We start from the raw sequence: 26,963 nt of genomic DNA, 5'->3' as shown, positions 1-26,963 counted from the left end.
GGCGCGTCAGGCGCCTACCGCTGCTGCGGCTTCACCGTGGTGGCGCCGGCGCCCGGCGCGGCGACCTTCTGGGCGACCTCGGCCGGACGGCGGCGGATGACCAGCGTGCGGCGGCTGGCGAAGTCGCTGTCCTCGCGGGCCACCACCAGCACGTTGTTGTTGCCCTCCTTGAGCGCGAACTCGGTGGAGAACTTCAGCGTGTTGGGCTCGCCGCCCTTGGGGTCCACGCCCTTGAAGAAGACCTTCTGGTCATTCACGAGCACGTAGACGTCCAGGAGGCCGTTGGGGTCCGTCACCGCGCCGGTGAGGGTGAACTTCTCCCCGTTGGCGACGAGGCCACCGGCGGCCGGGTCCACTTCCAGACGGATGTCCGGCGGGCGGTGCTGCGTGGTCAGCGCCAGCTTGGGCGCCGTGGCGCGGCCCGCGGACTTCTGCTCGCGGGCGTCCTGGGTGCGCACGAAGGCGAAGCGGTCCTTCTCCATCTCCACGCGGTAGAAGCCCTTGGTGATGGCCTCGACGGGCAGCACCGTGACGCCGCCCACCTTCGCCACCGGACGGGCGTCCGCCGACGGGGCGCCGAACAGCTCCGCCTTGTCGTTCACCCGGACGAAGGACTTCCTGGGCTCCATCGCGGCCACCGCGGCGTCACGCACCGGCAGCTCCAGCTTCTCCATGACGAACTCCTCGAGGGGCTCGTCGATGATGGCCAGCTTCAGCGGGAAGCTGTCGCCCTTGAAGCCCTTCTTCACCTCGAGGTGGAAGCGCGCCGACTTCGTCTCGCCGGGCTTGAGCTCGCCCAGCTTGAAGCGCCCCTTCTCGATGAAGATGTTGGCGTCCCCGCCATTCTTGATCTGCGTGAAGGAGTCGAGCGCCGGGCCGCTGCCCGCGTTCGTCACGTCCAGCACCACCGCGACAGTCTCGCCGCGCTGCACGGTGCCGTCGCCGTTGCAGGTGGAGCAGTCGTCGATGACCTGCCAGTTGAAGGCGAAGGCGGGGCGGGGCAGCTCCACGAAGTTGAGCTCGGCCACGCGCGTCTCGGGCAGTGCACCCTGGTCGTCGAAGAAGCGCACCGTCACGTCGTCGCGGCGGCTGGTGAGGTCCTTGGGCAGGCGCACCTTCACCTTCCAGGACTTCTTCTCACCCGGGTTCAGCGCGCCGAAGAGGAACTCGCGGCGGTCCAGGAAGGCGTTGTCGCTCTCCGTCCAGGCGCGCACGCGCTTGAGGGGCTCGGTGCCCTTGTTCTCGGCGGTGACGACCATCTCCAGCACCTCGCCGGCCGCAATCTTCGCGTCGGCGCCGGGGCTCAGGGTGGCGGCCAGCTGCACGTTCTTCGGGGTGGGGCCGGCGCTCCAGTCGATGCCCAGCCCGGCGATGGCGGCGTTGATGCGGGACTCCTCGTCCTTGCGCTTCTGGTCCACGAAGGCCTTGCCCTGCGCCAGCTGCTGCTTGCGGGTGGTGGCCGGGGCCTTGAGCACGTAGTCGCGCGCGAACTGGACCTCGAAGTCCTCCTTGATTTCGTCCTGGGACTCGGCGTCGAGCTGGTCGTCCAGGTCCTCGCCCTGGCCGGCCACGTCCACGTCCAGCAGCGGGTTCTCCTTGTCGCCGTGCTTCTTCTCGCCCGCGGCCTTCTCGTTGACGGTCACCTTGGGGTTCTTCGTCTCCTCCTTGGCGGCGCTGGCCTGCTGCTGCTTCTCGTCCACCTTGAGGTACTTGAGGCTGTCCAGCGGCTTCTCGCGGTCCAGCACGTCCTCGCGCTTCTTGGCGACGGTGGACGAGTCCGGGTTGCCGAAGTGCTGGTCCAGGTCCGCCTCGCCCATGGAGCGGCGCGGGGCGAACACGTCCAGGCGCTCGTCGGTGACGCGCGTGGGGACGAGCTGGATGTCCGGGACGATGCCGACCTCCTGGATGGAGACGTCGCCCGGGGTGAGGTACTTGGCGATGGTCAGCTTCAGCGCGCTGTCATCCGGGAAGTCGTACAGCACCTGCACGCTGCCCTTGCCGAACGTCTGGCGGCCGATGATGACCGCGCGGTCCAGGTTCTTCAGCGCGCCGGCCACGATTTCAGAGGCGGAGGCGCTGCCGGCATTCACCAGCACGGCGATGGGGTACGCGTCCTCGCCGTCGGTGGGACGCGCGCGCTTCTCCTCGCGGAGCTTGTCGGACAGGCCCACCGTCGCGACGATGGTGCCGCTGGAGAGGAAGGCGTCGGAGACCTGGATGGCCTGCTCGAGCAGACCGCCCGGGTTGCCGCGCAAGTCCAGCACCAGGCCCTTGAAGCCGCCCTTGGCCGCCGCCTGCTTGCGCATCTCGGTGAGCGCGGACTCGAGGTCGCGGGTGGTGTTGCCCTGGAAGTTCTTCAGGCGGACGTAGCCGACGTTGCCGGCGAGCAGCTTGTGCTGGACGCTCTCGATGGAAATCATCGCGCGGGCCAGCGTCATGGCGCGGGGCTTGTCCCAGCCGTCGCGCTCCACCGTAATGGTGATGCGGCTGTCCACCGGGCCGCGCAGCTTGGACACGGCCTCGTTGAGGTCCATGTTGACGGTGGACTCCTCGCCAATCTTCTTGATGCGGTCGTCCTTCTGGATGCCGGCGCGGTGCGCGGGCGTCTTGGGCAGCACCTTGACGACGGTGAGGTTGCCCTCGCGCATCTGGATGACGAAGCCGAGGCCGCCGAACTCACCCTTGGTGGAGAGCTTCATCTCCCGGTAGAGCTCCGGGCGCAGCAGCACCGAGTGCGGGTCCAGCGTGGACAGCATGCCGTTGACCGCGGCGTACTCGATGTCGCGCGTCTCCTCGATGGGGCGCATGTTCTTCGACAGGAAGTCGAAGACGTCCTTGAGGGCGAAGGACATCTTCCACAGCGAGTCCACGTGGGCGATGTCGAACTCGCGCTGCTTGCCGTTGACGTTGACGTTGAGCTTGCCCGTCTCGGCGTTGCCGTCCACGAGCACGTCGGGGACGCTCTTCTCCACGTACTCCAGCGCGGAGATCATCATCTCCTTGGGCCGCACGCGCTTGGGGTCGACGTAGTTTTCCTTCACGTACAGGATGACCTTCGTCAGGACGCGAAGGCTGTTGAGGTCGTGCTGAGCCTTCTCGCCCTTGGCGGCAGGCAGGCTGCCGTCCCAGGAGCCTTGCCCGGCCTCGGCTGCGCCCATGGTGAGCGGCAAGGGAGCCCGGTTGCTGCCCACCAGGGCCCAGGCGCCGAGAAGCACGGCAACGGCTGTGATGCGGCGGAAGAAACGCGGCATGTGATTCATCCAAGCTGGAGCGCCGAGACGCCCCTGGGTATTGCGAGAAATGCCCTGAGATTCCGTACGTTTGTAACGCGAAAAACGAGCGCTGGGAGCGGCCGGGCAAGCCTAATCACGCCTGCCGGGTGCTTCAAGGCATCGCCTTGCTGCTGAGGATGCAGAACGTCCCTGACGGTCATTGCGTTCCCGCCCTCTCGGGTGGACAGCCAGCGCGGACGTTTATTTCAGGGCACCTTGGGTACCGTCCGGAGGGGGTGGCAGGAGCCGGGCCTCGCGCAGGCCCCTGTAGAGCAGCGTACCGGCGATGATGGCCAGGGGCAGGAAGAAGGTGTTGAGGATGGGCACCCAGAGCAGGACATAGACGCCGGCGCCCAGGCCCAGGCAGAGGGCGCGCCGCTCCCGGAGCATGCGGCGCACCTCGGCGAAGGGGTAGAGGTGGCGCGTCATGGGGGCGGCCAGGAACTCGCCCGCCATCCAGGTCATGGTCCACAGGCTGCCGAGCACCGTCCACAGCACGCTGCCCACCCCAGGTATCAGGTGGAGGGGCAGGAGGATGGCCAGTCCCACCACCAGGAAGAAGAGGCGCGCCAGCGTGTGCGCCACCCCGGTGACGATGCCGCGGACGAGGCCCGCCAGGGTGAAGGGCGGGCCCTCGTCCCCTCCCACCACGGCCTCGGTCGTCTCGGAGAGCGGGTCCTGGAGGGGGGCGAGCAGGAGGGGCGGCACCACGTTGGCGCCCACCACCCAGACGACGAGGGAGGCGAGCACCAGCACGGTGTACCAGCCGAAGCGGCCGTACCAGGACTCGGGCAGGGGCCAGTACCCGGCGAGCAGGCCGGGGGCGTGGCTCCACAGCGCCCAGCCCAGGCCCACCAGCGCCACGGCGGTGACGGCGGCGCACAGGAGGGACAGGAGGAACAGGCGCCGGGAGCGGAAGAGCAGCGAGAAGGCGCGGCCAAGGAGCCCCAGGCCCTGGAAGAAATCCGACAGCCGGGCGGTGGGGGCGATGTTGGGGACGGCGGAATGTGGGGTCATGAAGGGGCCGTGCGCAAATCAGGGCGGGTCCAACGACTCACGTTATATAGGGCGCGCTCATGTCTCTCGATCTCAAGCGCGCGGCCTCCGAGCCCATCACCTCCGTCGACATGCTGGTGGCCGGCTTCCGGACCGCCGAGAAGCCCCGGGGCGAGCACCGGCTCGGCCTGGAGCACGAGAAGTTCATCTATCCCGCCGGGTCCGCGACGCCCCTGCCCTATGAGGGTGAGTCAGGCGTGGGCGCGCTGCTGGGCCGGCTGGCGCCGGGGGGGTATACGCCCTTCCGGGAGACGCCCGAGTCGCCCGTCATCGCCCTGCAGCGCGGCATGGCCACCATCTCCCTGGAGCCGGGGGGCCAGTTCGAGCTGTCCGGCAGCCCCTTCCACACGGCGCGCGAGGCGCACGAGGAGAACCTGGCGCACCTGCGCGAGGTGAAGACGGCGGCGGACGCGCTGGGCCTGCGCATCGTCTTTCTGGGCTACCGGCCCACCGTCACCCCGGCGGACATGCCGTGGATGCCGAAGACGCGCTACCTGGTCATGCGGCGCACGCTGCCGGAGCGCGGCCGGCTGGCGCTGAACATGATGCTGATGACGGCCACCGGGCAGGTGTCGCTCGACTGGGCGGACGAGGCGGACTGTGTCCGCAAGACGGTGGTGGTGGCGCGGCTGGCGCCGCTGATGAACGCGATGTACGCCAACAGCCCGCTGGTGGAGGGCAAGCCGTCCGGCTACCTGTCCTTCCGCAACCGCGTCTGGGACGAGGTGGACCCGACGCGCTGTGGCTACCTGCCGGCGTTCTTCGACGGCTCGTTCTCCTACCGCGCCTACGTGGAGTGGGCGCTGGACGCGCCGCTGCTCTTCCTGCGCCGCAACGGGCAGTACCTGCACCCGAAGCTCACCTTCCGGCAGCTCCTGAAGGAGGGCTTCGAGGGCAGGCCGCCCGACCTGGACGACTGGACGGACCACCTGTCCACGCTCTTCCCCGAGGTGCGGCTGAAGAAGGTGGTGGAGGTGCGCGGCGCGGACTGCGTGAACCCGGCGATGACGGGCGCGCTGGGAGCGCTGTGGCGCGGCATCCTCTACGACGCCACCGCGCTGGACGAGGCGGAGCGCCTGCTGCCGAAGCTGGGCTTCGCCGAGCACCAGGCCTTCCACGACACCGCGCGCCGCGAGGGGCTGGCCGGGAAGCTGGGCTCGCAGGAGCTGAAGCGGCTGGCCGCGGAGATGGTGGCCATCTCCCGGCGCGGCCTGCAGCGGCTGGACGCGGCGGACGCGCCGCTGCTGGAGCCGCTGGCCGAGGTGGCCGCCTCGGGACGCTCGCCCGCGGTGGCCGTGCTCGAGGCGTGGGAGAAGGACCCCCGCCCCGAGTCGGTGATGGCCCGCTTCTCGCTGTGACGCGCAGCTAGAAGCGGCCGCCAACGGTGATGTTGGCGTTGAACAGGCTGCCCTTCTCGTCACCGCCGCCGGGCGCCTCGACCAGCTCCTCGTTGCCGACGAGGCTGTACGTGGCGCGCGCGCCCGCGACGATGTTGCCGAAGCGGTAGTCCAGGCCGGCCGCCAGCGGGAGCTCGGTCTGGACGTCGTTTTCGTAGACGTCCTCCGCGCCGTTCGAGGGGTTGAGGTAGCTCAGGCCGAGGCCGGCCCCTACGAAGGGCCGCCACTTCTCGTTGAGCAGCGGCCCCACCTTGCCGAGGATGGCGCCATTGTGGCGCCAGATGCCCTCGCCGCTTTCTACCCGGGTGTCGTCGATGGCCAGGCGCTGGCCCTGATAGCCGGTCTCGATGCCGATGAGAGACCAGGGCTGCACGGTGGCGGCGATGCCCAGCAGCGGGCCCGGGTTGGTGTTCTCGGCCAGGTCGCCGGTGTAGCCGCCCGCGCCCAGGCTGACGTCGAGCCCCACCGGGGGGTTCTGCTTCACGCCCAGCTTCGGGCCTACCTGCTGGGCCTCAATCGCGAACGCTGGCGCGGCCAGGCAAACGGCCGCCACGGCGGCTCCTCCCCAAATCGAACGTCGCATCGCATTCCTCCCCGATGAATCGGTCAGCGGAAAGGTGGGCATCCGTCGACCAGGCTACAGGGAGGGACACTGCGGCTGGCGGTGGCTCGCAGGGTCGCGGCGGGGCCGTGCGCTCAGCGGCGGCCGAACAGCTTCTTCAGTCCGGACAGCAGGCCGCCCGGACGCGCCTCGGGCTCGCCCTCCAGGGGGGAGCGGGCGATGAGCGTGTCGCGGGCCGCGTCGTCCAAATCATCACCGGCCAGGGAGACGGGCTTTCGCTTCGCGCCGGGGAGCGTGGCCTCCAGCGAGAGGGCCCCGTCGGCGGAGAGGGCGAAGTGCAGCTCCGCCTCGCCCGGCCGCTCGACGAAGAGGGAGAGCTTGCCCAGGTACTCGTTCTCCGTCGCCAGGGCGGAGGGGCCCTGGAAGAGGGAGAGCTCCAGGGCGCCTGGGGCGGGGATGGGCAGCACCAGCGTCTTGCTGGTGGGCAGGCGGGTGTTGCGCTCCAGCACGCGGCGCAGCGTGCCGCCGCGCTCGGCGACGCCGATGGGGGCGGAGAGCACCTCGGACACGGTGGCGGCGGGCTTGCCGGCCTCGGCCAGGAGCAGGCCCTGACCGAGCAGCGCCGCGCCGAGCGCCACCGCGCCGCGCGGGTCCACGTCCTCGCGCACGGGGACGCCCAGGCTCTCCTCCAGCCGGCGGCGCACCAGCGGCGCGCGGCTCTGCCCGCCCACGAGCAGCACCGCGTCCAGCCCCTGGGGGGAGAGGGCATTGGACTCCAGCACCTCGCGGACGACGGCCGTCACGCGCTGGGCGAGGTCCGCGGTGAGGGCCTCCACGCGCTCGCGGGTGAAGGGCGGCACCGTGCCCGTGGAGAGCGAGACGTCCACCTGCTCGCGCTCGGAGAGGGCCACCTTGGCGGACTCGGCGGCGGTGCGCAGCGGGGCCCAGTCGAGCAGGTGCTGGGGGCGGGGGACGCCCTGGTCGGCGAGGTCGGCGGCGAGCGCCTCGGCGATGCGGGCGTCGAAGTCCATGCCGCCCACCATCGGGTCGCCGCCGGTGGTGATGACCTCGAGGTCGTCGCCCGTCACCTGCACCACGCAGACCTCCAGGCCGCCGCCGCCCAGGTCGACGACGAGCACGCGCTTGCGGGCCAGCCCCCGGCCCTGGCCGTACGCGAGCGCGGCGGCGGCGGAAGCGGTGAGGATGCGCTGCGCGTCGAGCCCCGCGAGCGTCGCGGCCTCGCGCAGGGCGGCGCGCTGGCGGTCGGTGAAGTGCGTGGGCGCGCAGATGACGGCGCGCGTGGCCTTGCGGCCGACGAAGGTCGCCGCGGCGTGCTTCAGCTCGCGTAGCAGCAGGGCAGTGAAGAGCGTGGGGGCGATGAGCCGGCCGCCCAGCTCGACGGCCGCGTCACCGCTCGGGTCGGACGCGACGGGGAAGGGGAGCTGCGTGGACAGCTCGCGCAGCCGGGGCGAGCGCGCGCGCAGGCCGAGCAGCCGCTTGAGGCCCGTGGCGGCGCGGCGCGGGGCGCGTTCTGCTTCCACCTGCGCGGCCGGGCCGACGAGCAGCTCGCCGCTGCCGTCCACCGCGACGAGGGCGGGCAGTTCCGTGCCGTCCGTGCCGGGGAGGGGGACGAGCTTCGCGATGCCCTCGTGGAAGACGGCGACGCGCGCGTGCGAGGTGCCCAGGTCGATGCCGAGGATGACCTCAGGGGCGGAGGGCGCTGGCGTGGCCGCCGTGACGGGCATGTCGAGCAGCGCGCGGCGGCGGTTGCGCACCGCCTCGGCATCCTGGGCGGAGGAGGACGGAGGCTCGGGCTCGGTGGGGGCTGGCGCGGTGGGCTGCGGCTGAAGCTCGGTGGGGGCTGGCGCGGTGGGCTGCGGCTGAAGCCCGGTGGTGGCTGGCGCGGTGGGTTGCGGCTGAGGCTCGGTGGTGGCCGGCGCGGTGGGCTGGGACTGAAGCCCGGTGGTGGCCGGCGCGGTGGGCTGCGGCTCGGTACTGCCGGTGGTAGCCGGAACGATGGGCTCTACTTCACTCCGCTCCGCGGTGGCCCGCGTGGTGAGCGGCGGCTCGGCGTGGCCGGTGGTCGCCGGAACGATGGGCTGCGGCTCGGCGCGGTCGGTGGTGGCTTCTGTGGGCTCCGACTCCGTCAGGCTCGCGGTGATGTCGAAGCCGAAGTCTTCATCCTCCGACGGAGGCGACGGTTCAGTTGCGGAGGTGGCCTCCGGGCGCGTCTCGGGCGGAGCCGCTTCGGCCGCGCCGGCCTCTTCGGAAGGGGCGGGCTCCCCACGCGCGAAGTCCTCGGCCGCTCCAGCTTCCTCGGAAGGGGCGGGCTCCCCGCGCACGAAGTCCTCGGCCGCTCCAGCTTCCTCGGAAGGGGCGGGCTCCCCGCGCACGAAGTCCTCGGCCGCTCCAGCTTCCTCGGAAGGGGCGGGCTCCCCGCGCGCGAAGTCCTCGGCCGCTCCAGCTTCCTCGGAAGGGGCGGGCTCCTCCCGCTCAGCGCCCCCTGCCTCTTCGCGCGTCGCGGCCTCGGCCGGTGGCGTGGTCCGTTCTTCAACCGGTGCCGGAGCGGGCGCCGCTTCCGTCACCCGCCGCGCGGGCTCCGCCGCACCGCTGCGCCGGGCCACGACGCGGTCGATGAGCGCCTTGCTCGCGGCGTCCAGCTTCACGAAGCGCACCGTCATTCCAGCGCGCCCGCCGCCCGCGTCCACCTGCGCCTTCACCACCACGCCCTCGCCGCGCAGCAGCCGAGTGCCGTCCGCCAGGACGAACTCGAACGCGAGCCCGGTGCCCTCGGGCTTCAGCGCGCGCGTGGCCACGAACACGCCGCCGCGCGCCACGTTCGAGCCGTACTTCTCGATGAACTCGTCCTCCGTGGTGTACGGAAGACGGATTCGCAGGGGCAGGAGCTTGGACGCGAGCCCGCTCATCGCAGGGGAATCCGTACGTCCCCTCCGGACCCCTGCATCACCAGGTGCAGGCCGTCTTCCCGCAGGGCCGCCGGGGGGAGCTCGAACAGGAGGACCACGTCGGTGCGCTCCTGCGGCGCCCAGGTGCGCCGAAGGGGCCGCGTGCCCGCCACCACCTGCGCGTCACGGGCCAGCGGATACGGCTGGCCTCCCGCGCCCATCACCTGCGCGCCGTCCAGGTCCAACGTCAATGGCGCGGCACCCACGTTCTGCGTCACGAGCCGCACACGGAGGAACAACTCCTCCGTCGTCAGGCCCACCTTCCCCGAGCCCTTCACCGAGTGCGAGGACTCCAGCCCGGTGAGCTTCACCGCGAGGGTGTCCACGTGCACGGTGGCGTTGTTCTCGGGCAGCGCCAGCGGGCGGTCCGCGGACTCGTCGAGCCCCGCGGCCAATCCCGCCAGCTGCGCATTCGGGTCGCCCCGCGTCGACTCGGGCCCCCGGGTGGGAGAGCCACCCTGGTTCACCCGGTCCACCTCGGCGCGGAGCTTCTGCAGCGTCCGGTCATCTCCCGCTCCCTCGGCACTCCGCGCGGACTCCTCCTTCGTGCAGCCCCCCAACAGGAGGGCCGCCGCGGTGAGGAGCGCCGTCGGCGCCAGGGAAGGAGAGGACCGGGGACTCACGCCGCTCCCGCGCCCTTCACCAGCTCGTACAGCTTCTCGAGCGCCGCGGGCAGCTTCGCGGCATCCGGACCACCGGCCTGCGCCATGTCCGCCTTGCCGCCGCCCTTGCCGCCCACTTCCTTCGCCATCTCCCGCACCAGCGCGCCCGCGTTGATGCCCTTGGCCACCACGTCCTTCGTGGCCGCCACGAGGATGATGGCCCGGCCGTCCTTCTCGCCGCCGATGGCCACCACGCCCGAGCGGATGCGGTCCCTCAGCTGGTCCGCCATGCCGCGCAGCACGCTGTCGTCCGCCGAGTCCACCTGCGTGGCCAGCACCTTCATGCCGTTGACTTCGCGCGCCTGCTCCAGGAGGTCCTTGCTGCCCGCCGTCTGGGCCTTCACGGCGACCTCTTCCACCTTGCGCTCCAGCTCCTTCACGCGCTTCTGGGTGGCCTCGATGCGCTTGGACAGGTCCTTCGGGGACGTCTTCAAGAGCTCGGCCGCGCGGCGCAGCTCGTGCTCCTGCTCGCGCACGTACTGGAACGCGCCGATGCCGGTGAGCGCGACGATGCGGCGCACGCCCGAGGCCACGCCGCCCTCGCTGGCAATCTTGAACAGGCCGATGTCACCGCTGCGCCGCACGTGGGTGCCGCCGCACAGCTCGGTGGACTCCGGGTGCACGGTGACGACGCGCACTGTCTCGCCGTACTTCTCGCCGAACATGGCGACGGCGCCGGACTTCTTCGCGTCCTCCAGCTTCATCACGCGCGTCTCCGCGGACGCGTTGTCGCGAATCCAGCCGTTGACCAGGTCCTCCACCTTCTCGAGCTGCTCCGGCGTGGCCTGCGAGAAGTGCGAGAAGTCGAAGCGCAGGTAGTCCGGCGCCACGACGGAGCCCGCCTGCTTCACGTGCTCGCCCAGCACCAGCTTGAGCGCCTTGTGCAACAGGTGCGTCGCGGAGTGGTTGGCGCGGATGGACTTGCGGCGCTCGACGTTGACGCCCGCCTGCACCATGTCGCCGACCTTGAAGGTGCCCTCGGCGACCTTCACGGTGTGGACGACGAGGCCCGCCACCGGACGCTGCGCGTCCTCCACCTGCGCCACCGACTTGCCGCCGTTGCCGACGATGCGGCCGGTGTCGCCCACCTGGCCGCCGGACTCGCCGTAGAAGGGCGTGCGGTCCAGCACCAGCTCGACCTTGTCGCCCTGCGACGCCTGCGTCACCTCGGCGCCGTCCTTCACGATGGCGCGGATGCTGCCCTCGCCCTCGTGGCCCTCGCCCTCGTAGCCGAGGAACTCCGTGGTCCCGAGCCGCTCCAGAAGCTTCAGGTAGATGTCACCGACGCCCTTGTCGCCGGAGCCCGCGAACTTGTTCTTGTCCGCCTCCTCCTTGAGGAGCTCCTCGAAGCGGGGCAGGTCCACGTCGAGGCCGCGCTCCTTGGCGATGATCTGCGTCAAATCCCACGGGAAGCCGTAGGTGCCGTGCAGCAGGTACACCACCTCGCCGGACAGCTGCTTGCCGCCGGACTTCTGCAGCTTCGCCAGCTCCTCCTCGATGAGCTTGAGGCCGCGGCTGAGCGTCTGGCGGAAGCTCGTCTCCTCGTGGCGGCAGACCTCGAGGATGAAGGTGCGGCTCTCGCGCAGCTCGGCGTACGCGTCGCCCATCAGCTGGATGACGCGGTCGACGACCTTGAAGAAGAACACGTCCTCCAGGCCCAGCTGGGTGCCGTGGCGGATGGCGCGGCGCATGATGCGGCGCAGGACGTAGCCGCGGCCCTCGTTGGAGGGCTGCACGCCGTCCGCGATGAGGAACGCCGCCGCGCGGCTGTGGTCCGCCACTACGCGCATGGAGGCACCGCCCTCCTGCGTGTACGGCTTGCCGCACAGCTCGCTGATGGTGGCGATGATGTGCTGGAAGAGGTCGGTCTCGTAGTTGGAGCGCTTGCCCTGGACGACGGACGCGATGCGCTCCAGGCCCGCGCCCGTGTCGATGGACGGCTTGGGCAGCGGAATCAGCGGCGCGTCCTTCTCCTTGCGCTCGAACTGCATGAACACGAGGTTCCAGATTTCGAGCCAGCGGTCGCAGTCACACGCGACGCCCTGACAGGGCTTGCCCTGGGCCTCCTCCACACAGGGGATGTCATTGCCCTGGTGGTAGTGGATTTCCGAGCACGGGCCGCACGGGCCGGTGTCGCCCATGGCCCAGAAGTTGTCCTTGTAGCCGAGCTTGAGGATGCGCTCGCGGGGCACGCCCTGCTTCGCCCACAGCTCGAAGGCCTCCTCGTCCCAGGGGATGCCGCGCTCGCCGTTGAACACGGTGACGGCGAGGCGCTCCTTGTCCAGGCCGAGCGTCTTGGTGACGAACTCCCAGCCGTAGGCAATCGCCTCGGCCTTGAAGTAGTCGCCGAAGGAGAAGTTGCCGAGCATCTCGAAGAACGTGTGGTGCCGGGCCGTGAAGCCCACGTTGTCGAGGTCGTTGTGCTTGCCGCCGGCGCGCACGCACTTCTGCGAGGTGGTGGCGCGCTTGTAGTCGCGCTTCTCGCGGCCGGTGAAGACGTCCTTGAACTGGACCATGCCCGCGTTGGTGAACATCAACGTCGGGTCGTTGGCGGGCACCAACGAGGAAGAGGCCACGCGGGAGTGGCCACGCTCCTCGAAGAACTTGAGGAACGCCTCGCGAATCTGGGAGGCGGTGAGGGCGGAAGGCATGGTGTGGGTATATGCCACAACGCGAGGCGGCGCAGGAGTTCTTGGAGGGTGCATGGGGTAGGAGGACGGCCCACGCGCCCTGGGGCTGACCTTGGCCGGTGGTGTGCCTGGGGAGAAGCCGACTGCGGGCCGGGACGGTTGGACGGTCCCCGGGCGGGCGGTGTCGGGTGGGGGACAGCCGACGACTACTGTCCGGGCAGCAGCATCGCCTCCCGGAGCTGCGCGGGGGTGTCGGTGCCGAGCGCCAGGTAGACCTCGAACCACGCCACATAGGAGCGCCAGGTCGGGTTGCGCTGGTCGATGAGGGTGCGCTGCGCCTGGCCCATGCGCGCGGGCACGTCGAAGGGCAGCTTCGTGCTCCCGTCCAGGTGCAGCTGCGCCGCGAACCAGAGCACGTCCAGTTGGCCGGCATCGACCGGGGCGTGGGTGCGCGCAATCAGGGTGTCCGCGTGCTCCATCGTCCTGCCCAGCCACCAGGCCGCGCGGGCCGTGTCGCGGCGGTCGACGGCATTCTCGGCCAGCCGCAGCTGCGCCAGCATCACCGCGCGGAGGTCCTCGTCGCGGTCCGTGTCCGCGAACTGCTCCAGGAAGAGCTCGCGGCGCTGCTCCAGCGAGCGGGCGGCGGCGTCCAGGTGCCCGAGCTTGCCCTCCGCGTTGGCGCGCAGCCCCGCGGCGATGATGCGGTAGGAGCGCTGCACGTGCTCGCGGGTGACGTGGGCCTGCTCGAGCGTGGCCTGCACGGCCGGGGTCGCCAGGTCGCGGTCCACCGTGTCCAGGTCCTCCAGCGCGCGCTGGGGGTGACCCGCGCCCAGCGCGGCCGCGCAGCGGGCCAGCCGCACCACCAGCCGGTTGCGCAGCCCCTCCGCGTCGCGGGTGCCCGCGTCCACGACGGGCAGCTCGCGGTCATAGAGCGCCAGCGAACGTTCGAAGCGTCCCGCGGCGAGGTTGTAGAGCGCCGCGCGGTCCATCACCAGCGGAGCGAACCCGGCCAGCTTCGGGGAGGCGTCCACCATGGCCAGGGCCTGGTCCGCCGCCTTCGCCGCCTCCGCCTCGCGGCCGACGTGCAGCAGCGCCCGGGCGCGGGCGAGCGACACCGCCAGCCCCGCCGCATTGTCCACGTAGGGCAGCTTGTCCCGCTGCTCCAGGTAGCCCAGCGCGATGTGGAAGTTGCCCACCTGCGTGTGCAGCAGCCCCAGCGCGCCGAGGAGCATCGCCTTGTAGCGGAGGTTGTTGCGCACCAGGTCCAGGGCAATCAGGTAGTGCCGGTTGGCGCGCTCGGCGGAAGCGGGGTCCTTGCCGCGCAGGAAGTCCTCGTGCTGGATGGCCCCGTAGAGGGCATGTACCGCGCGCTGGTTCTTGAGCTCCTGCCACGACGCGCGCAGCTCCTGCACGGCCGCCTTCACCGCCTGGGCGTGGGCGCTGTCATCCAGCTCGGGCAGCTGGCGCGCGGTGAGGTAGGCCTTCACGAAGTGCGTGAGCGGCTTCGCCATGCTCGCGGAGGTGGTGGTGACTTCCTTCTCCACCACCTCGGGGCTGACGCCGGCCCGCAGGCGCAGGCTCATGGACTCGACGGCGCTCTCCAGCGAGCCGGTCCGCCGGGTGACGAGGTCGAAGTCGGCACGGGCGTCGTCCAGGCGCTCCCGCCCCAGCCGGCGATAGGCGCGGCCCGTCATCGCGCGGCGGAACAGCCGCTCGGCCCGGCGGCGCTCCTCGGTGCCGGCCGGGGCATCGTCGACGTAGGCCGTGGCGAACGCCTCCAGCACGCCGTCGGCGCCGAGGCCCGACGCGCGCTCGACGGCGTCCTGCACCAGCGCGCGCCGTCGAAGGGGGTTCTTCTGCTGATGGTAGAAGGCAATCAGCGCATCCCGCACCGGGCGGGGGGGACGCTCTTCATGCAACGCATTGACGTGCCGGCCCGACTCCAGGGCGAACGCGTAGGCCGAGCCGGCGGGCGCTGAGGCGAGCTCCCGGGCCATGGCAGCCTCCGCCTCCGCGTAGGGGCGTCCCCGGTAGAGGGCGCGGACCGCGGCGCGAGCGAAGTCGAGCTGGTCGTCTTCCTTGAAGACCTTGTTCGTGGAGAGCCGGCGGCCGGCTTCGGCCAGCGCCTCCCGTTCGTCGAGCGCGCGGTACAGCGCGTCCGCTCGTTCGTACCAGGCCTCCAGCACCCCGCGCGGCGTGGTGTCCGTCACCTGGGCCGCCTCCAGCTCCTGCCGCGCCAGCGTGAAGTCGCCAGCGTCCTGCGCCAGCTCGCTGCGCACCACGTGCCGGAAGACGGCGGAGGGCGGGCTGGGCGCGGCGGCCGGGTCCAATGCCGCCATGCGCTGCCGTTCGACTTCGCTCAGCTCCTCCATCATGCGGCCGCGCTCGCGCTCCTTCATGTCGCGGCGGTGGTCGATGAGCAGTTGCAGCGGCTCCGCCAGCCCCGCGGTGGCGGGGTCTTCCACCGATTGCATGTGGCGGGCGTAGAACTGCGCCGTATCGAAGTCATCGAAGCCCAGGTGCAGCCGGCTCAGGCGCATCATCAGCAGACGGCGGGGCTTGGGCCGCTCCTCGCGCAGCAGGCGCTGGCGATAGAGCAGCAGCAGGTCCGCGCGCCGGCCGGCCATTCCCAGCTCCTCGTTGAGGCGGGGCACGTCCCAGTTTCCAGGCACCTGGCCATCCAGCGGCAGTTGATACACGTCCAGCGAGCCACCACGCGAGCAGGTCGCGATGAGCGACGCGGCCGCGGGCGCCGGGTACTCGCAGCTCCAGGTCTCACTGGTGAGCTGGTCCGGACTGGAGGCGGCGGCCCGCTCGGCGGCGTCCTCACGCTCGGTGGCGAAGGGCACCCGGAACAGCATCCCGCGGTCTCCGGCGTCAATCACCCCGTCCGCGTTGGAGTCGCTGAAGAACTGCACCACGTACAGCGAGCGCCCATCGAGCGCGAACACCGGCTGCCCCGTCCGTCCCGGAAGCTCGAGCGCCAGCGGGATGGGGACCGCGCCGGGGCGGTCCAGCCGGAGTGCCTCCAGGTGGTCCGAGGCGCGCGCGGCGAAGCCGGGGCCCACCTGCTGCACGGAGCGCTCCACGGGGACGTACACGAGCCAGCGCCCATCGGGGGAGATGGTGGGACTGGTCAGGTTGCGCTCGAGCAGGGGGCTCGCGCTCAGCTTCGGCCCCACCGTGACGCGGGACAGGTGCAGGCCGCCCTGGATGCTCGCCCGGCTCACCAGCGCGACATGTGAGGCGTCAATCCACTCCGCCTGCAGCGCGCTGGTCTCCTCTTCGAGGCAGCGGCGGTCTTCCCCCTCCGGCAACGTCCGCACACAGAGCTGGCCGCTGGCCTGGTTCCGGAACGAGATGTAGAGCAGGTGCTTGCCGTCGGGACTGATGCGCGGCCAGGTCACGTCCGCGCCTTCGTCGAAGAGGCGGCGCTCGCGGCCCTTCTCCAGGTCCTGCGCGTAGATTTCGGTCGCGATGTCGCGGTTGGACACGAAGACCAACGTGTTCCCATCAGGCGCCAGCTGCCCCAGGAACTGGTCTCCCATGCCCACGGTGAGCCGTGAGAGCGTGCGCAGGCCCCCTTCGTTGTCGTCGTCCTGGGCCCAGGCGCCGTGGGTGACGAGGAGCGCCAGGAGCAGGAGCCACCGGCCTCGCGGCGTCAGCACTTCTTCTCTCCCCAGACGCCGTCAGCGGCTTCGACCCAGCCGCCGCACACCACTCCCTCCGCGTGCGCCTGGTGCCAGCTCTTGCGCAGTGACTCCTCGGACACGCCGGGGCGGACCGTCCGCATCCACTTCCACAGCTGCTGCCGGGCCCGGTTCACCCGCTCCACCAGGGCGACGTCATCGGCCGTCAGTCGACCGGCCAGGCAGCTGCGCCGGGTGTCCACCAGCAGCCCGTCCTTCCCTTCGCCGATGCAGTGGCGGAACAACAGCTCGTCGACGCGGTCCGCCTGCGTCTTGCCGAGGTTCTCGACCAGCGGCGTGGGCCGGATGCCCAGGTCCTCCAGCTGGTTGGGCGTGAGCGGCACCGGCGTCGGGCTCATGCCCGCGCGAGCCAGCCGCTGCTCCACGTCCTTGAATGAGCCCGCGGCCTGTTCCTCGAGCGCCGTCGCGCGGTCGACCATGACGATCTGCGGGGCGCGGATGCACCCGGTGGCGAGGACGGTGAGGAGCAGCAACCCGCGGAGCTTCATGGCGCGGCCTCCGGTGGATACATGGAGTTGATGATGCGGTCGACGATGGGGCCCATGGAGATGCCCCGGATTTCGTCGATGCTGATCAGCCTGGCCAGCCCGCCCATGGTGATGCGCAGGCTGCCGAAGCCGTGGTTGAAGCTCACCCGCACGTGCTCCGGGTAGCCCAGGCTCAACGCGTAGCGGACGCGGTTGGTGGCGGCGTCGGTGTGGTGCGGGTCCTCGAGGTCCAGCAGGTCCAGCAGGTGGCGGTTGCCGATGCGCAGGATTTCCGCGCGCCCGTTGACGCTGCGGTCCTTGGCGGAGATGACCACGGCCGCATTGCCGTCGAAGGGCTCGCCCCGGGACGACTGCACGCCCGTCGCCCGCACGTGGGCCTCCAGGGTGGAGTGCTTCCCCTGGTAGTCCAGCACGCACTGTCCGGTGATGCGCCCGCCGCGGACGCCCATCTCCAGCTGACTGATGGAGACCACGCTCTGGTTGATGAACATGTTGCCGGCCAGGGGCGCGATGGAGATGCGTGGGGTGACGATGCGGCCCACCGACATGAAGCCGCCGCGCGACATCAGCGGGTGCTGGTCGGCGAAGCGGAGCATCGAGTACGGATTCACGTCGATGTCGCTCAGCAGCCGGACCTGGCCCTCGGCGAGCTCCACGTTCTCCGTCAGCGGCACGTTGCCGTCGAGCGTGTCGATTTCCACGCCGGATTCGGGCAGCCGCAGGCTCACGTTCTGGAAGAGGAGGTTGGACAGGGTGCGGAAGACCACGAGGTCGGGCGAGGCCACCCGGAAGTCGACCGTGACCTTGCCGCTGCTCTCGATGCGGCCGGGCTGCGCGAGCTTGGACAGGTCCTGCGCCAGCTCACCCCGCACCGCGAGGAGGCGCCGGTCGTCACTGAGGTCGAGCCGGCCCTGGGCCGTCAGCGCGGTGCTGGTGCTGGCAATGGACAGCTTCAGGTCGGGGACGTGAACGACGCCATTGGCCTTACGGCGAATGGAGAACGAGCCTTCCAGGTCCTGGACCGGATAGGGCAGCGCCGGCTTCTGTTCGAGGGTGCGGACCTTCAAGCGTTGCTTCAGCTCGACTTCGTCCGCTTCCAGCTTGTCGGTGAAGGTGGCGGTGGTGGCGCTGGACACGTCGGCGAGCGACACCCGGCTGTCGCGCATGCCCATGTTGAGCTTCTCCACCGTCAGGTCGCTGTGGACGGTTCGCCGGGGCCCATCGACGAGCGACTCGACCTGCCAGCGCAGCGCGGGAAGGTTCACCGACAGGGCATCCTGCCTCCAGCGGATGCCGCGCGCGCCCACCACCGCCTTGCCCTCGAAGCTGGCCGTCCGCAGCGGGGTGGGCGTCAGGCTCGGGGTTCCGTCGGCGGCGATGTCCGTGAGCACGCCGCGCAGCGTGCCGTGCAACTCCACGTTCAGCGCGAGCTTCGAGGCATCCAGCTCCTTGGGAACCTGGGCCCTGGCCAGGAGGGGTGACAGTGCTCCGATGGGCGGAAGGTCGCTCGTCACATCCATGCGGAGCGCGCGGGTCTTCCGGTCGAACGCCAGTGCGGCATCGAGTGAAATCATCAGCCCCGCCTGGCTGGTGAGCCCCAGGCGAAGCGACGGCTTGCGGCGGTCGAGGTCCAGCGTCAGCGTGTGGTGCTGCGGACCCGCGTCGAGCTGTCCGGCGCGCAGCCCTTCGATTTGAAGGTCCACGTCGCCCTTGTGCCGCCACGCATCTCCCTGCGAGCGCACCACGACGGCGGCGCTGCTGGCCGACACGTCGTCCCAGCCCGGCCGCTGCAGGCGCAGCTCCGTTCGGTGCTCAATCCGAGGCGAATGGGAGAAGAGCGCCGCCAGCCTGCCCTTGGAGGCCACGCTCACGCCCAGGTGCTTCCAGGGAATGCGAGCGGCGACCGGGTCGGGGATGAAGGGCCGGGCGGCGGCGAGGTCCGGCGTCTGGACGGCCAGGGTGTACGCCACCGTGTCGGTCCCCTTGTTGGCATCCAGCGACGCATGCAGCGTGCCCGCGTCGAGCTCCAGCCGGACGCGGGCCTGGCTGAGCCGGGGGTCCTCCATCTGCGGGAACACCTCCGACGCGTTGAGCTTCACGTGCACGGGGCCTTTCAGCACCTCGCGTCCATCCGCCGTGACGACCTGGAGCGCCCGCACGGGGACGTCCGCCTTCAGCGCGAAGGGCGGCTCAACCGTGAGGGGGAGCTGGAGCTGGAGGCCCAGCCGCTCGGCCGTCGCGCGGAGCCCGGAGGCACGGACGTCCAGGGCATCCACCATTCCGGACAGCGAGACGTCCCCCGCGACCCGGATGGGCGAGGCGAGGTCCGGCCGCAGCTGGTGCGCCTTCAGCTCGATGGAGGCCTTCGGCACACGCAGCAGGGTGGGCCCGCTGACGGCGAGCCCCTGGAGCGCGAGCGTGAGCTGAGCGGCAAGTCCCTTCTCTGTGTCGGGAGTGGCCACCAGCGCGATGCGGCCACCGCCGAGTGCCACCCGGAGCCCGTCCTGGGCGAGCAGGAGCTCCCCGACGTCGACGTCCAGGGCGAGCCGGCCCTGGGCTCCCAGCTGCGGCATGTCGCTGAGCGTGACCTCCTTGGCGTCCAGGTGCAGCTTGCCGCGCTCGACCGAGAACGGACGCCACTCGGCGGGAATCTCTTGAAGCAGCCGTCCCAGGTCCACATCCGCCAGGGCCTGGGTCAGGACGGGTGGTACCTCTCGCGCATCGGGAAGCACCAGCCGGGCATGCACTTCGGCGCTGTCGGTCAGCGTGGTGCGGTCCAGCTCGAGAGTGATGTGCTGCTTCTCACCGTCGAACTTCGCCGAGGCCGCGCCGTGCAGCAGCTTGCGGACCGTGAACCGCGAGTCGAAGGACTGTCGCGCGACATCGAGGTCCACCTGTGCGCGCGCGGCCGACGCGCCTACCTCCGCGGAGAGGACCAGCTCCAGCACGGCGAGGGCCGGCGGAATGGCCGGGCCTTCTCGGGTCAGCTCCAGGGGAAGCGGCGCGCCGGGTTGGCCCAGCCGCGCGAGGAGCTTCCAGCCGTCGTCCTCATGCTTCGCTTCGACGTCGGCCGCGAAGCCACGCAGGGACCCGCGTTCGAGCACCTCGCCGTTGCGAACGCGGATGTAGCTCGCCGACACGCCCGAGACTTCAACCTTCCCGACGGGAGGCGCGGAGGCCAGGAGCGCAGCGGCTTGTCGGGAGGCTCCGAGGGGCTCTTCCATGGACGTCGGCTCGGGAGCCTTCGTCCCCTGCAAGGCCGTGAGGGACGTGGCGCCCTGCTCGTCAGCCACCAGGGTGAAGGTCACGTCCCGGATGGCCACCCGCTCGACGAGGTTGGGGCCGCTCAGCAGGGAGCCAGGCGACCACTGCGCCTCCAGCCTGCCGACGCGGAGCAGTTCCGGCGCGATGGCCTGGAACGGTGGCGGAGTCTGGACCACCAGCCCTTCCAGTCGCAGACCCGAGAGCAGCTCGACGCGGGCTATCTGGTAGTCCAGCCGCACCCCCGTGTCCGCTTCCACCCGGGAAACGATGCGCTGCTTCAGCCAGGGGCGGTCGAGGTTGTGCAGGACGGCCACTGTCGCGGCCAGCGCCAGCACGGGGAGCGCGACGAGCACCAGGAGCACGCCCACGATGATGCGAGCCAACCGCCGGCGAGGGCGTCCAGCTCCTGGGGATTCCATGCTGTTGGGGCGGGAGTCGCTGGGACCCACCGGGCTCGGCACTCGAAAACTCCGGTTCCGTCAGGCGGGCCCGGAGCATAGGCGAAATCGGTCCCCGGGGCGCGCACGCTGACCGAGGCCGCTCGCTCTTCGTCTGGAGCACCCAGGGGAAGTGGCCGGAGCGACTTTCAGCCGAGGGCGGGGGGCAAGGAGCCCTCCGTCCTACAGGGGCTTGCGCTTCAGCTCCCGCGCGGGAATCCCCGCAATCACCGCTCCAGGGGCCACGTCGGCCGTCACCACCGCGTTCGCCCCAATCACCGCACCGTCACCCACCGTGACGGGGCCGAGAATCTGCGCGCCCACGCCGACGTAGACGTTGCGTCCAATCCGCGGCGCACCCGGCACGCCGGGCTTCGGCTCCACGCTGACGTTCTGCGAGAGGAAGCTCCCCTCGCCAATCTCCACGCCGGGCGCCACCACCACGCCCATGCCGCCGTAGCCCAGCTCCACGCTCGCATGGAGCTCGGCCCCCAGGTCCACGTGACACTGGTGCATGCGCGTGCCCACCGCCGCCACCATGTCCGGCAGCACCGGCACTCGCCACGTCTGCAGCCGCTTCGCGGCCCGGTAGAAGGTCAGCGCCGTCGGACCCATTTGCCCACCATTCTCCGAGCCACGGGGGCCCAGCGGAACTTCGCCCGGTACAGCGCACGGCCTCTCAGCGAGTTCCGGTAGATGAACAGCCAGTGGTGTGGACGCACCGTGTCCGTCCACTCCCGCTTGAAGGGCGCGTCGTCCCCCAGCAGGTCCAGCTCCGTCACTCCCCGGCCGATGCAGTCCTGGATGAGCCCTTCCGTCAGCAGCTGCCCCGGGCTCACCTCCGCGAAGCGCTCGTCGTATCCCGGCTTCAGCGCGAGGTACCGGCCGCCGTACTCCAGCCCGTACTGGAACGCGATGGCCTGCGTGCCCAGCCGCAGGTAGTAAAGCCCCAGCCAGCCGGCCTTCGCCGCCACCTCCGCCAGGTCCGAGTAGAACGCCAGCCGCTTCCGGCTCTGCGCAATCGCCGTCCCGCGTTGCGCCTTCCAGCCGCTACGCTCCAGCGCGAAGCCCTCTTCCAGCCGCTCCGCCAGGCGCTCTCCGCCTGTCACGCGCTCCAGCGTCACCCGGCCGCGCTCCTCCAGCCGGCGACGCCGGCGGCGCAGCGGCTTGGACTGCCGTCCCCGCTCGCGCTGCCACGTGTCCACCGCGTCCGGAAGCAGGGCGTATGGCGAGCGCGCGCTCTCCCACGTCCCGCAGGGCATGCCCACCCGGCGCGCCGCCGCGAGCACCGCGAAGGCCGAGCCGCCGTCCGGCACGTCCGCCAGCCGCAGTACGTCCCAGCTCGGGTCCTTCATCAGGTGCGCCAGGAACGCGGTCCCCGCGCGGCGCGGGTCCTCCGCCAGCAAATCAAAGCGGCACGAGTGTTTGTTCGTCAGCGACAGCAGCTGCCGCACCGGCATGCCGTACTGCCGCCCCCGCTGCGCACGCAGCGGCAGCACCGCCACCAGCCGGCCTTCCGCGTCACGCCCCGTCAGGATGCGCAGCCGGCCCTCCGGCGCGAAGTGCCGCAGCCAGCAGCGAAGGAACTCGTGCCGGTAGAAGACCTGGTCGTCCGTGCGCGAGACGAGGTCGTTCCACTCCGGCTCCAGCGCGTCGAATCCGGCGAGGTCGCGCACCTCGCTCACGCGCATCGTCTGCCGCGCGTAGAACAGCGCGCGCCGCCGGGCTCCCGGCGTGGTCTCGTTGTGCCCCGGTACGCCGACTCCGACGCGTGTGCCCGTTGGCACACTCGCGATGCCGGGAGCATCCGGGGTGGGAAGCTCCTCCATGAAATCCCCTCCTCAGGTTGTCGCGACGCCGCCAGCGTCAGTTCGCTGGATCCCCCGCGTCGTCCACCGGTGCGCGTGGCACCGGTGCCTCCTGGGCCGCGGACTCCCGCTCTTCGCGAGGCTTCGCGTGGCCCCCCTCCAACGACGGCCTCGGTGCCGCCACCACCGTACTGTTCGCGCCGTGCGTGGGCCCTGGCACCGGCACCGCCACGTCGTCGCGCTTCGCCCCCAATGCCTCGTCGAACACGTCCCGCAGCGGCTGCGGAGCCACCGGCTCCAGCACCTCCGGCTGGGTCGGCGCCGGCAGCGCGGGTGCCTCCTCCGGCTTGCCCGCGCCGAAGCCCGAGAACAGCCAGCCGCCCTTCTGCCGCTCGTACAGCTTGCGCGTCTCCAGCGCCGCCCGCGCGTGCGACACGCGGCCGGCCACCAGGTCCTCCAGCAGCAGCTCGCTCAGCCGGCGCCGCTGCACGCTGTCCAGGTAGTCGAACACCTTCTCCACCTTGCGCGTGACGGACTGCATGAAGGTCGCCGTCCCCGTGTGCTTCAGCGCCGCGAGCTTCGCCTCGTGCGTGGCCCGCGCCTTCTCGGCCAGGCGCCGCAGCCGCTCTGCTTCCTCCGGAGTCTGGGCACTCATCGCCAGCCGCGGTAGCGCCACCCGCGCCAGCCCCGCGTCCACCAGTCCGGAGTCGGCGAAGGTCTCCAGCGACTCCAGGGCGCGCCGCCGCGGCTCGGCGGAAGCCTTCCCCAGGGCCTCCAGCGCCGAGCCCACCCTGTCCAGCGCCAGCCACCGGTACACCCAGTCCAGGCCCGTGCCCTTGATGTTCTGCGCGCCCATGATGCTCACGCCCAGGCCCGGCGGGACGGCCCGCGCGCACGCGTCGATGACCTGGTCACCCGTCGCTGCCGCGTCCTCCACCGGGACCAGCTGCTCCAGGTACAGGTCCCGGTACGCGTCGCGGAACTTCCGGTGGAACGCCGCCACCTCGTCGCCGTCGGCGCCCGGGCGGGGCAGGGCCCGCCGAAGCCGCGCGTGCACCACCAGTCGCGCCAGCGTGTAGAGCGCGTGCTCGCACACCTCGTCCTTCGTCGCCGGGGCCAGCACCTCCGGCATCGCCGCGTCCTCGCGGAGCGGCCCCTCGCGCAGCGCCGCGTCCAGCAGCGGCCCCACCTCGCGCTCCAGCGCGGAGCGCACCTTCGCCACCGCGACGTGCTCGTCCGGCGTGCTCAGCGCCGACTCCACCGCGGCGGCCAGCTCCGGCGTGCGCACGGCGCTCAGTCCCGCGCCATTCGCGTACAGCTTCAGGCGCTCGAAGAAGGCCTGGGGCGTGGGGCGCGGAATCTTCAGCCGCGCCAGCTCGCGCGTCAGGCGCACCTCGGGGCGGCCCGCGTCCGCGCCGTCGACGAGGTCCTCCGCGGCCACGACTTCCGTGCGCTGGAGGTAGCGGTCCAGCGCGTCACGCACGTACTTCTGCAGGCCCTCCAGGTTGGTGCCGATGAGCACGTGCCGGTCCGCCGCCGCGTCCTCCACCATGATGCGGGCGAACACCTCCGAGCGCGACACGCGGTCCCACCGGTTGTTGATGACGGTGATGACGGCGCGGTCCGGCTGCGTCTCCGGCTCCACCGTGTCCAGCCCGGTGCGGCGCCAGTTGTTGAGGAAGCCCGTGCGCTCGTTGGCCGAGTGGCCGTTGATGAAGGTCAGCTTCCGTCCGCGCACCTTCGCGCTCGGGAAGACCTTGAGCACGCCAATCTCCGGCTGGACGTGCTCGGCCATCAGCGCCAGCGCGTACGAGCGCGGCACGCCGAGCTGCTCGCCCAGCGTGGCCACCAGCGCCATGTTGCGCGGGTGCTCGCGGTAGGGGAACAGCGAGAGCAATTCCTCCGGAATCAGCTCCGCCTCCCACCACGCGCTGTGGTGCAGCGCCGTGCCGCCGTCCTTCGCGGCCCGCTGGAAGAGGGGCAGGAAGTGGTCCTCCGTCGTCACCACCTTGCCGCCCTTCGGCATGAACTTCGTGATGACGGTGGCCACGTCCATGCCGGCCGGGCCCTGGATGTCCTCGTGGTCCGGGTACGCGTTGGTCAGCGTGGCCACGTCGTCCTTCATCCAGTCGTTCTGGAGCAGCTCCACGAAGTTGGGCTGCAGTGCCATGCACTCCCAGAGGAAGACCTCCGTGCCCAGGCGTGCGCCCAGCTCCACCATGTCCTTCTGCTCCCAGATGGTGGCCTTGTCGTAGGGACGGAAGATGAAGAACTCCGTCGGCACGCCGCCCGGCGCGGAGTGCACGAACATCGCCTCCGAGCCCGTCGTCTTCGCGAACACGTCGAAGCCCATGCCGGTGAAGAGCGCCGCCTTCAGGCGCTCCGTGCCGGACTTGCCGCGCGTTCCCCAGCCGCCGATGCACAGCGGCACCTGCGCGCGCGACTTCCGCACCCGCTGCCGCTTGACGTACGTCTCCCCCAGGAAGACGGTGAACAGCGCCGCCGTGAAGATGCCGAGCGCGGCGATGCCGTTGCCGCCACCGCTGAGGAAGTAGCCCTCGCTCTCCATGATGCGCTCGGTGAGCAGCGCGAGGATGCCGCTCTCCAGCCCCATCATCGCGGGCGTGTGCAGCCGCGAGCCCTTGCCGTCGTCCGGGTCCCCGAAGAGGGTGGACAGCGGGCCGGGCACCGACGCCTGCGACGCGTACGGAGAGAAGTGCACGAGGACGCCGAGGTCCTTCTCCACGTGCTCCACGAAGCGGCGGCGCTCGCGCGGCTCCTCACCCTGGAGCGAGGTGAGCCGCAGCGCCGACAACTGGCGGTAGTCCTTCGTCACGCGCAGCCGGTTGCGCAGCCGCCGCGCCAGCGAGGGCGGAGGCACCAGCACCGTGGTGCCGTGGCTGCTGAACAGGTGCACCTTGCCGTTGGCGCGCAGCGGCAAGTCGAGCAGGTCATCCACCGTGGGCAGGTGCCGTCCCCAGCCGCCCTGACTGGCCACGTGCACGCGCTCGCCGGGGACCACCGTCTCCGTGATTTCGTCCAGGTGTCCCGGGTGCGCGCGCAGCGTGCCCGGCAGCTGCCGACCGATGGTGTGCTGGAAGCCCTGGCGCTTGTTCGGCGCGGGCGTGCGCAGCTCGTGGAGGATGCGCCACAGCCGGCGCTTCTGCCGGTCTCCCTGCCACAGCGTCAGCGTGTGCTCGGAGCGCTCCGCGTAGAGGCCATACCCGTCGCGCGACAGGTCCGCGAGGATGGCGCCCAGCCAGGCCGGCTCCTCGGGCAGCGGCGGCAGCCCGTCCGGCAGCGGCGCCAGCGTCACCTTCGTGCGGCCACCGGGGCGCAGCTTCTCCACGCGCTCGGCCAGGTAGCGCGTCCAGGCGAGGCGCGCCGGGTCCGCGGTGCGGCGGAGCACCTGCTCGGCGTTGGCCGCCGTCTCCAGCACGAGGCCCGCCGTGTCCGGGCGCGTGCGCAGCGCCGCGACGGCGTCGGTGAGTCGCGTGTGGGCCTCACCGAGGCTCGGGCCGAGCGTCTCCGCCAGCGCGGCGGCCTGCTCGCACGCCACGCGCAGCACGAGCGCGTCGGTGTCCTCACGGAGGACGTCCACCAACAGGGCGAGCGCGCGGTCCTTCACCGGCGCCTCCTGGCGCGTCGCCTCCACGGCGGCGAGCACCGCGGCCGTGCGCACGCGGGGCGTCTGCGTGGCCCCGTCCAGGCCCGCGAGCTGGCGCAGGAGGGACTGGCCCTCCACGCGCGGCGCCAGCAGGCCGCACAGGCCCATGCGCACGAACTCGCTCGGGTCGTGCGCCGCCACCTCCGTCAGCAGTGGCAGCAGGTGCTCGGCGGGGAGCAGCGGCGCGACGAGCTCCAGCGCCTGCCGGCGGAAGAGGAAGTCCTTCGCGGAAGGGTAGGGGCCGCGCAGCCGCTGGCGCAGCGTCGCGAGGCCGGCGAGCGTGTCCGTCACCAGCAGCGCCCGCAGGGCCTCCGCCTGGAAGAAGGGGCTCGAGTCCTCCTGGCCCACGAGGCTCGACAGCGTGGGGCCCGCCTCCAGCAGCGTCGCCACCGACGCGGGTTCCTGGCGCACCAGGGCGTGGAAGCACTCCAGCGCGGCCAGGCGGTTCTGCGCGCGGGGGGCTCCCGCCGCGCGCTCCAGCAGCTCGCTCGCCAGGGACTTCAGGGCCTGTGCGTGGGTGGCGCGGGTGTCGTCGTCCAGCCGGCCCAGCGCGCCGGTGAGGCAGCGCAGCGCCGTTTCCTCCTCCTGGAGGAGCTCGTGGCGGCGGCGCTCCAGCCGCTCCCGCAGCGCGTCCAGGCCCATCCACCGGTCCAGCGCGCGCAAGTCCTCGCGGCGGTCCTTCCGGTCCTTCACCGTCTGGGTGATGTGCTCGACGAGGACCTGGCGCCGTGCCTCCTCGCCCTGCGCCTCGTTGTAGCGGCGGGTGAGGGCGGCGGACTCGGCGTCCACCACGGCCACCTCGGCGACGAGGGACTGCACGGCTTCTCGCAGCCAGAGTGCGTGGCCATCACCCCCGCCGTGCGGGCGCGGGCACGACTCCAGCAGGCGGCGTGCCAGCCGGCCCACGACGGCGCGGCGGATTCGCCGGTGCAGCGGGGGGAGGGCCTCCAGGAGCAGGTCTTCCAGCGGATCAGACGACAGGCGCATGTCGCGGGGAGAGCTATGCACTCCTCCCGGGAGATGCTCCCGGAGGGAGCCGGCGCG

General features: G+C 71.3%; 13 protein-coding genes. 1 reads left to right on the top strand and 12 read right to left on the bottom strand.

The annotated features are described in order from the left end of the window. Nucleotides 1-14 precede the first annotated feature (14 nt). Nucleotides 15-3,260, bottom strand: a complete 3,246-nt coding sequence (locus ACX9TP_RS37205; protein ID WP_482975403.1) for an MXAN_5808 family serine peptidase — start codon at nt 3,258-3,260, stop codon at nt 15-17. 213 nt (nt 3,261-3,473) lie between these two features. Continuing rightward, nucleotides 3,474-4,289 (bottom strand): EI24 domain-containing protein, encoded by an 816-nt coding sequence (locus tag ACX9TP_RS37200; protein WP_482975402.1) that lies wholly within the window; start codon nt 4,287-4,289, stop codon nt 3,474-3,476. 59 nt (nt 4,290-4,348) lie between these two features. Here ACX9TP_RS37200 and ACX9TP_RS37195 point away from each other — a divergent pair, with 59 nt between their 5' ends. Beyond that, the gene (locus ACX9TP_RS37195) at nt 4,349-5,686 is read left to right on the top strand and encodes a glutamate--cysteine ligase (protein WP_482975401.1); all 1,338 of its coding nucleotides are present in this window, start codon (nt 4,349-4,351) and stop codon (nt 5,684-5,686) included. A 7-nt stretch (nt 5,687-5,693) separates the two neighbouring features. Here ACX9TP_RS37195 and ACX9TP_RS37190 read toward each other — a convergent pair whose 3' ends face one another. The 10 genes from ACX9TP_RS37190 to ACX9TP_RS37145 form a co-directional block, all read right to left on the bottom strand. Next, nucleotides 5,694-6,278: an outer membrane beta-barrel protein gene (locus ACX9TP_RS37190; protein WP_482975400.1), complete on the bottom strand. Its 585-nt coding sequence runs from the start codon at nt 6,276-6,278 to the stop codon at nt 5,694-5,696. A gap of 143 nt (nt 6,279-6,421) precedes the next feature. Further along, complete coding sequence (locus ACX9TP_RS37185; protein ID WP_482975399.1) at nt 6,422-9,214, bottom strand: TIGR02266 family protein; 2,793 nt, start codon at nt 9,212-9,214, stop codon at nt 6,422-6,424. Continuing rightward, nucleotides 9,211-9,876 (bottom strand): hypothetical protein, encoded by a 666-nt coding sequence (locus ACX9TP_RS37180; RefSeq protein WP_482975398.1) that lies wholly within the window; start codon nt 9,874-9,876, stop codon nt 9,211-9,213. The genes ACX9TP_RS37185 and ACX9TP_RS37180 overlap by 4 nt, the downstream gene beginning before the upstream one ends. Continuing rightward, the gene (gene alaS / locus ACX9TP_RS37175) at nt 9,873-12,566 is read right to left on the bottom strand and encodes an alanine--tRNA ligase (RefSeq protein WP_482975397.1); all 2,694 of its coding nucleotides are present in this window, start codon (nt 12,564-12,566) and stop codon (nt 9,873-9,875) included. The genes ACX9TP_RS37180 and alaS overlap by 4 nt, the downstream gene beginning before the upstream one ends. 185 nt (nt 12,567-12,751) lie before the next feature. Beyond that, nucleotides 12,752-16,213, bottom strand: a complete 3,462-nt coding sequence (locus tag ACX9TP_RS37170) for a hypothetical protein (protein WP_482975396.1) — start codon at nt 16,211-16,213, stop codon at nt 12,752-12,754. After that, nucleotides 16,207-16,743 (bottom strand): DUF1318 domain-containing protein, encoded by a 537-nt coding sequence (locus ACX9TP_RS37165; protein ID WP_482975395.1) that lies wholly within the window; start codon nt 16,741-16,743, stop codon nt 16,207-16,209. Before ACX9TP_RS37165 ends, ACX9TP_RS37170 begins: the two co-directional genes overlap by 7 nt. Continuing rightward, the gene (locus ACX9TP_RS37160; protein ID WP_482975394.1) at nt 16,740-20,426 is read right to left on the bottom strand and encodes an AsmA family protein; all 3,687 of its coding nucleotides are present in this window, start codon (nt 20,424-20,426) and stop codon (nt 16,740-16,742) included. The genes ACX9TP_RS37165 and ACX9TP_RS37160 overlap by 4 nt, the downstream gene beginning before the upstream one ends. Nucleotides 20,427-20,627: 201 nt before the next feature. Beyond that, complete coding sequence (locus ACX9TP_RS37155; RefSeq protein ID WP_482975393.1) at nt 20,628-21,059, bottom strand: serine O-acetyltransferase; 432 nt, start codon at nt 21,057-21,059, stop codon at nt 20,628-20,630. After that, entirely contained in the window at nt 21,041-22,273 is a 1,233-nt protein-coding gene (locus ACX9TP_RS37150) for a GNAT family N-acetyltransferase (protein WP_482975392.1), read from the bottom strand. The genes ACX9TP_RS37155 and ACX9TP_RS37150 overlap by 19 nt, the downstream gene beginning before the upstream one ends. A 37-nt stretch (nt 22,274-22,310) precedes the next feature. Next, on the bottom strand, nt 22,311-26,906 hold the full coding sequence (locus ACX9TP_RS37145) for a hypothetical protein (RefSeq protein ID WP_482975391.1): 4,596 nt from the start codon (nt 26,904-26,906) through the stop codon (nt 22,311-22,313). Between the last annotated feature and the right edge of the window lie 57 nt (nt 26,907-26,963).

The sequence above is a fragment of the Pyxidicoccus sp. M15 genome, from assembly GCF_056858435.1.
This window is presented reverse-complemented; position numbering and strand designations above follow the sequence as displayed.

Coding starts and splice junctions, on each gene's coding strand:
- ACX9TP_RS37205 (WP_482975403.1), bottom strand. CDS start 3,260: ATGAATCACATGCCGCGTTTCTTCCGCCGCATCACAGCCGTTGCCGTG.
- ACX9TP_RS37200 (WP_482975402.1), bottom strand. CDS start 4,289: ATGACCCCACATTCCGCCGTCCCCAACATCGCCCCCACCGCCCGGCTG.
- ACX9TP_RS37195 (WP_482975401.1), top strand. CDS start 4,349: ATGTCTCTCGATCTCAAGCGCGCGGCCTCCGAGCCCATCACCTCCGTC.
- ACX9TP_RS37185 (WP_482975399.1), bottom strand. CDS start 9,214: ATGAGCGGGCTCGCGTCCAAGCTCCTGCCCCTGCGAATCCGTCTTCCG.
- alaS (WP_482975397.1), bottom strand. CDS start 12,566: ATGCCTTCCGCCCTCACCGCCTCCCAGATTCGCGAGGCGTTCCTCAAG.
- ACX9TP_RS37165 (WP_482975395.1), bottom strand. CDS start 16,743: ATGAAGCTCCGCGGGTTGCTGCTCCTCACCGTCCTCGCCACCGGGTGC.
- ACX9TP_RS37160 (WP_482975394.1), bottom strand. CDS start 20,426: ATGGAATCCCCAGGAGCTGGACGCCCTCGCCGGCGGTTGGCTCGCATC.
- ACX9TP_RS37155 (WP_482975393.1), bottom strand. CDS start 21,059: ATGGGTCCGACGGCGCTGACCTTCTACCGGGCCGCGAAGCGGCTGCAG.
- ACX9TP_RS37150 (WP_482975392.1), bottom strand. CDS start 22,273: ATGGAGGAGCTTCCCACCCCGGATGCTCCCGGCATCGCGAGTGTGCCA.
- ACX9TP_RS37145 (WP_482975391.1), bottom strand. CDS start 26,906: ATGCGCCTGTCGTCTGATCCGCTGGAAGACCTGCTCCTGGAGGCCCTC.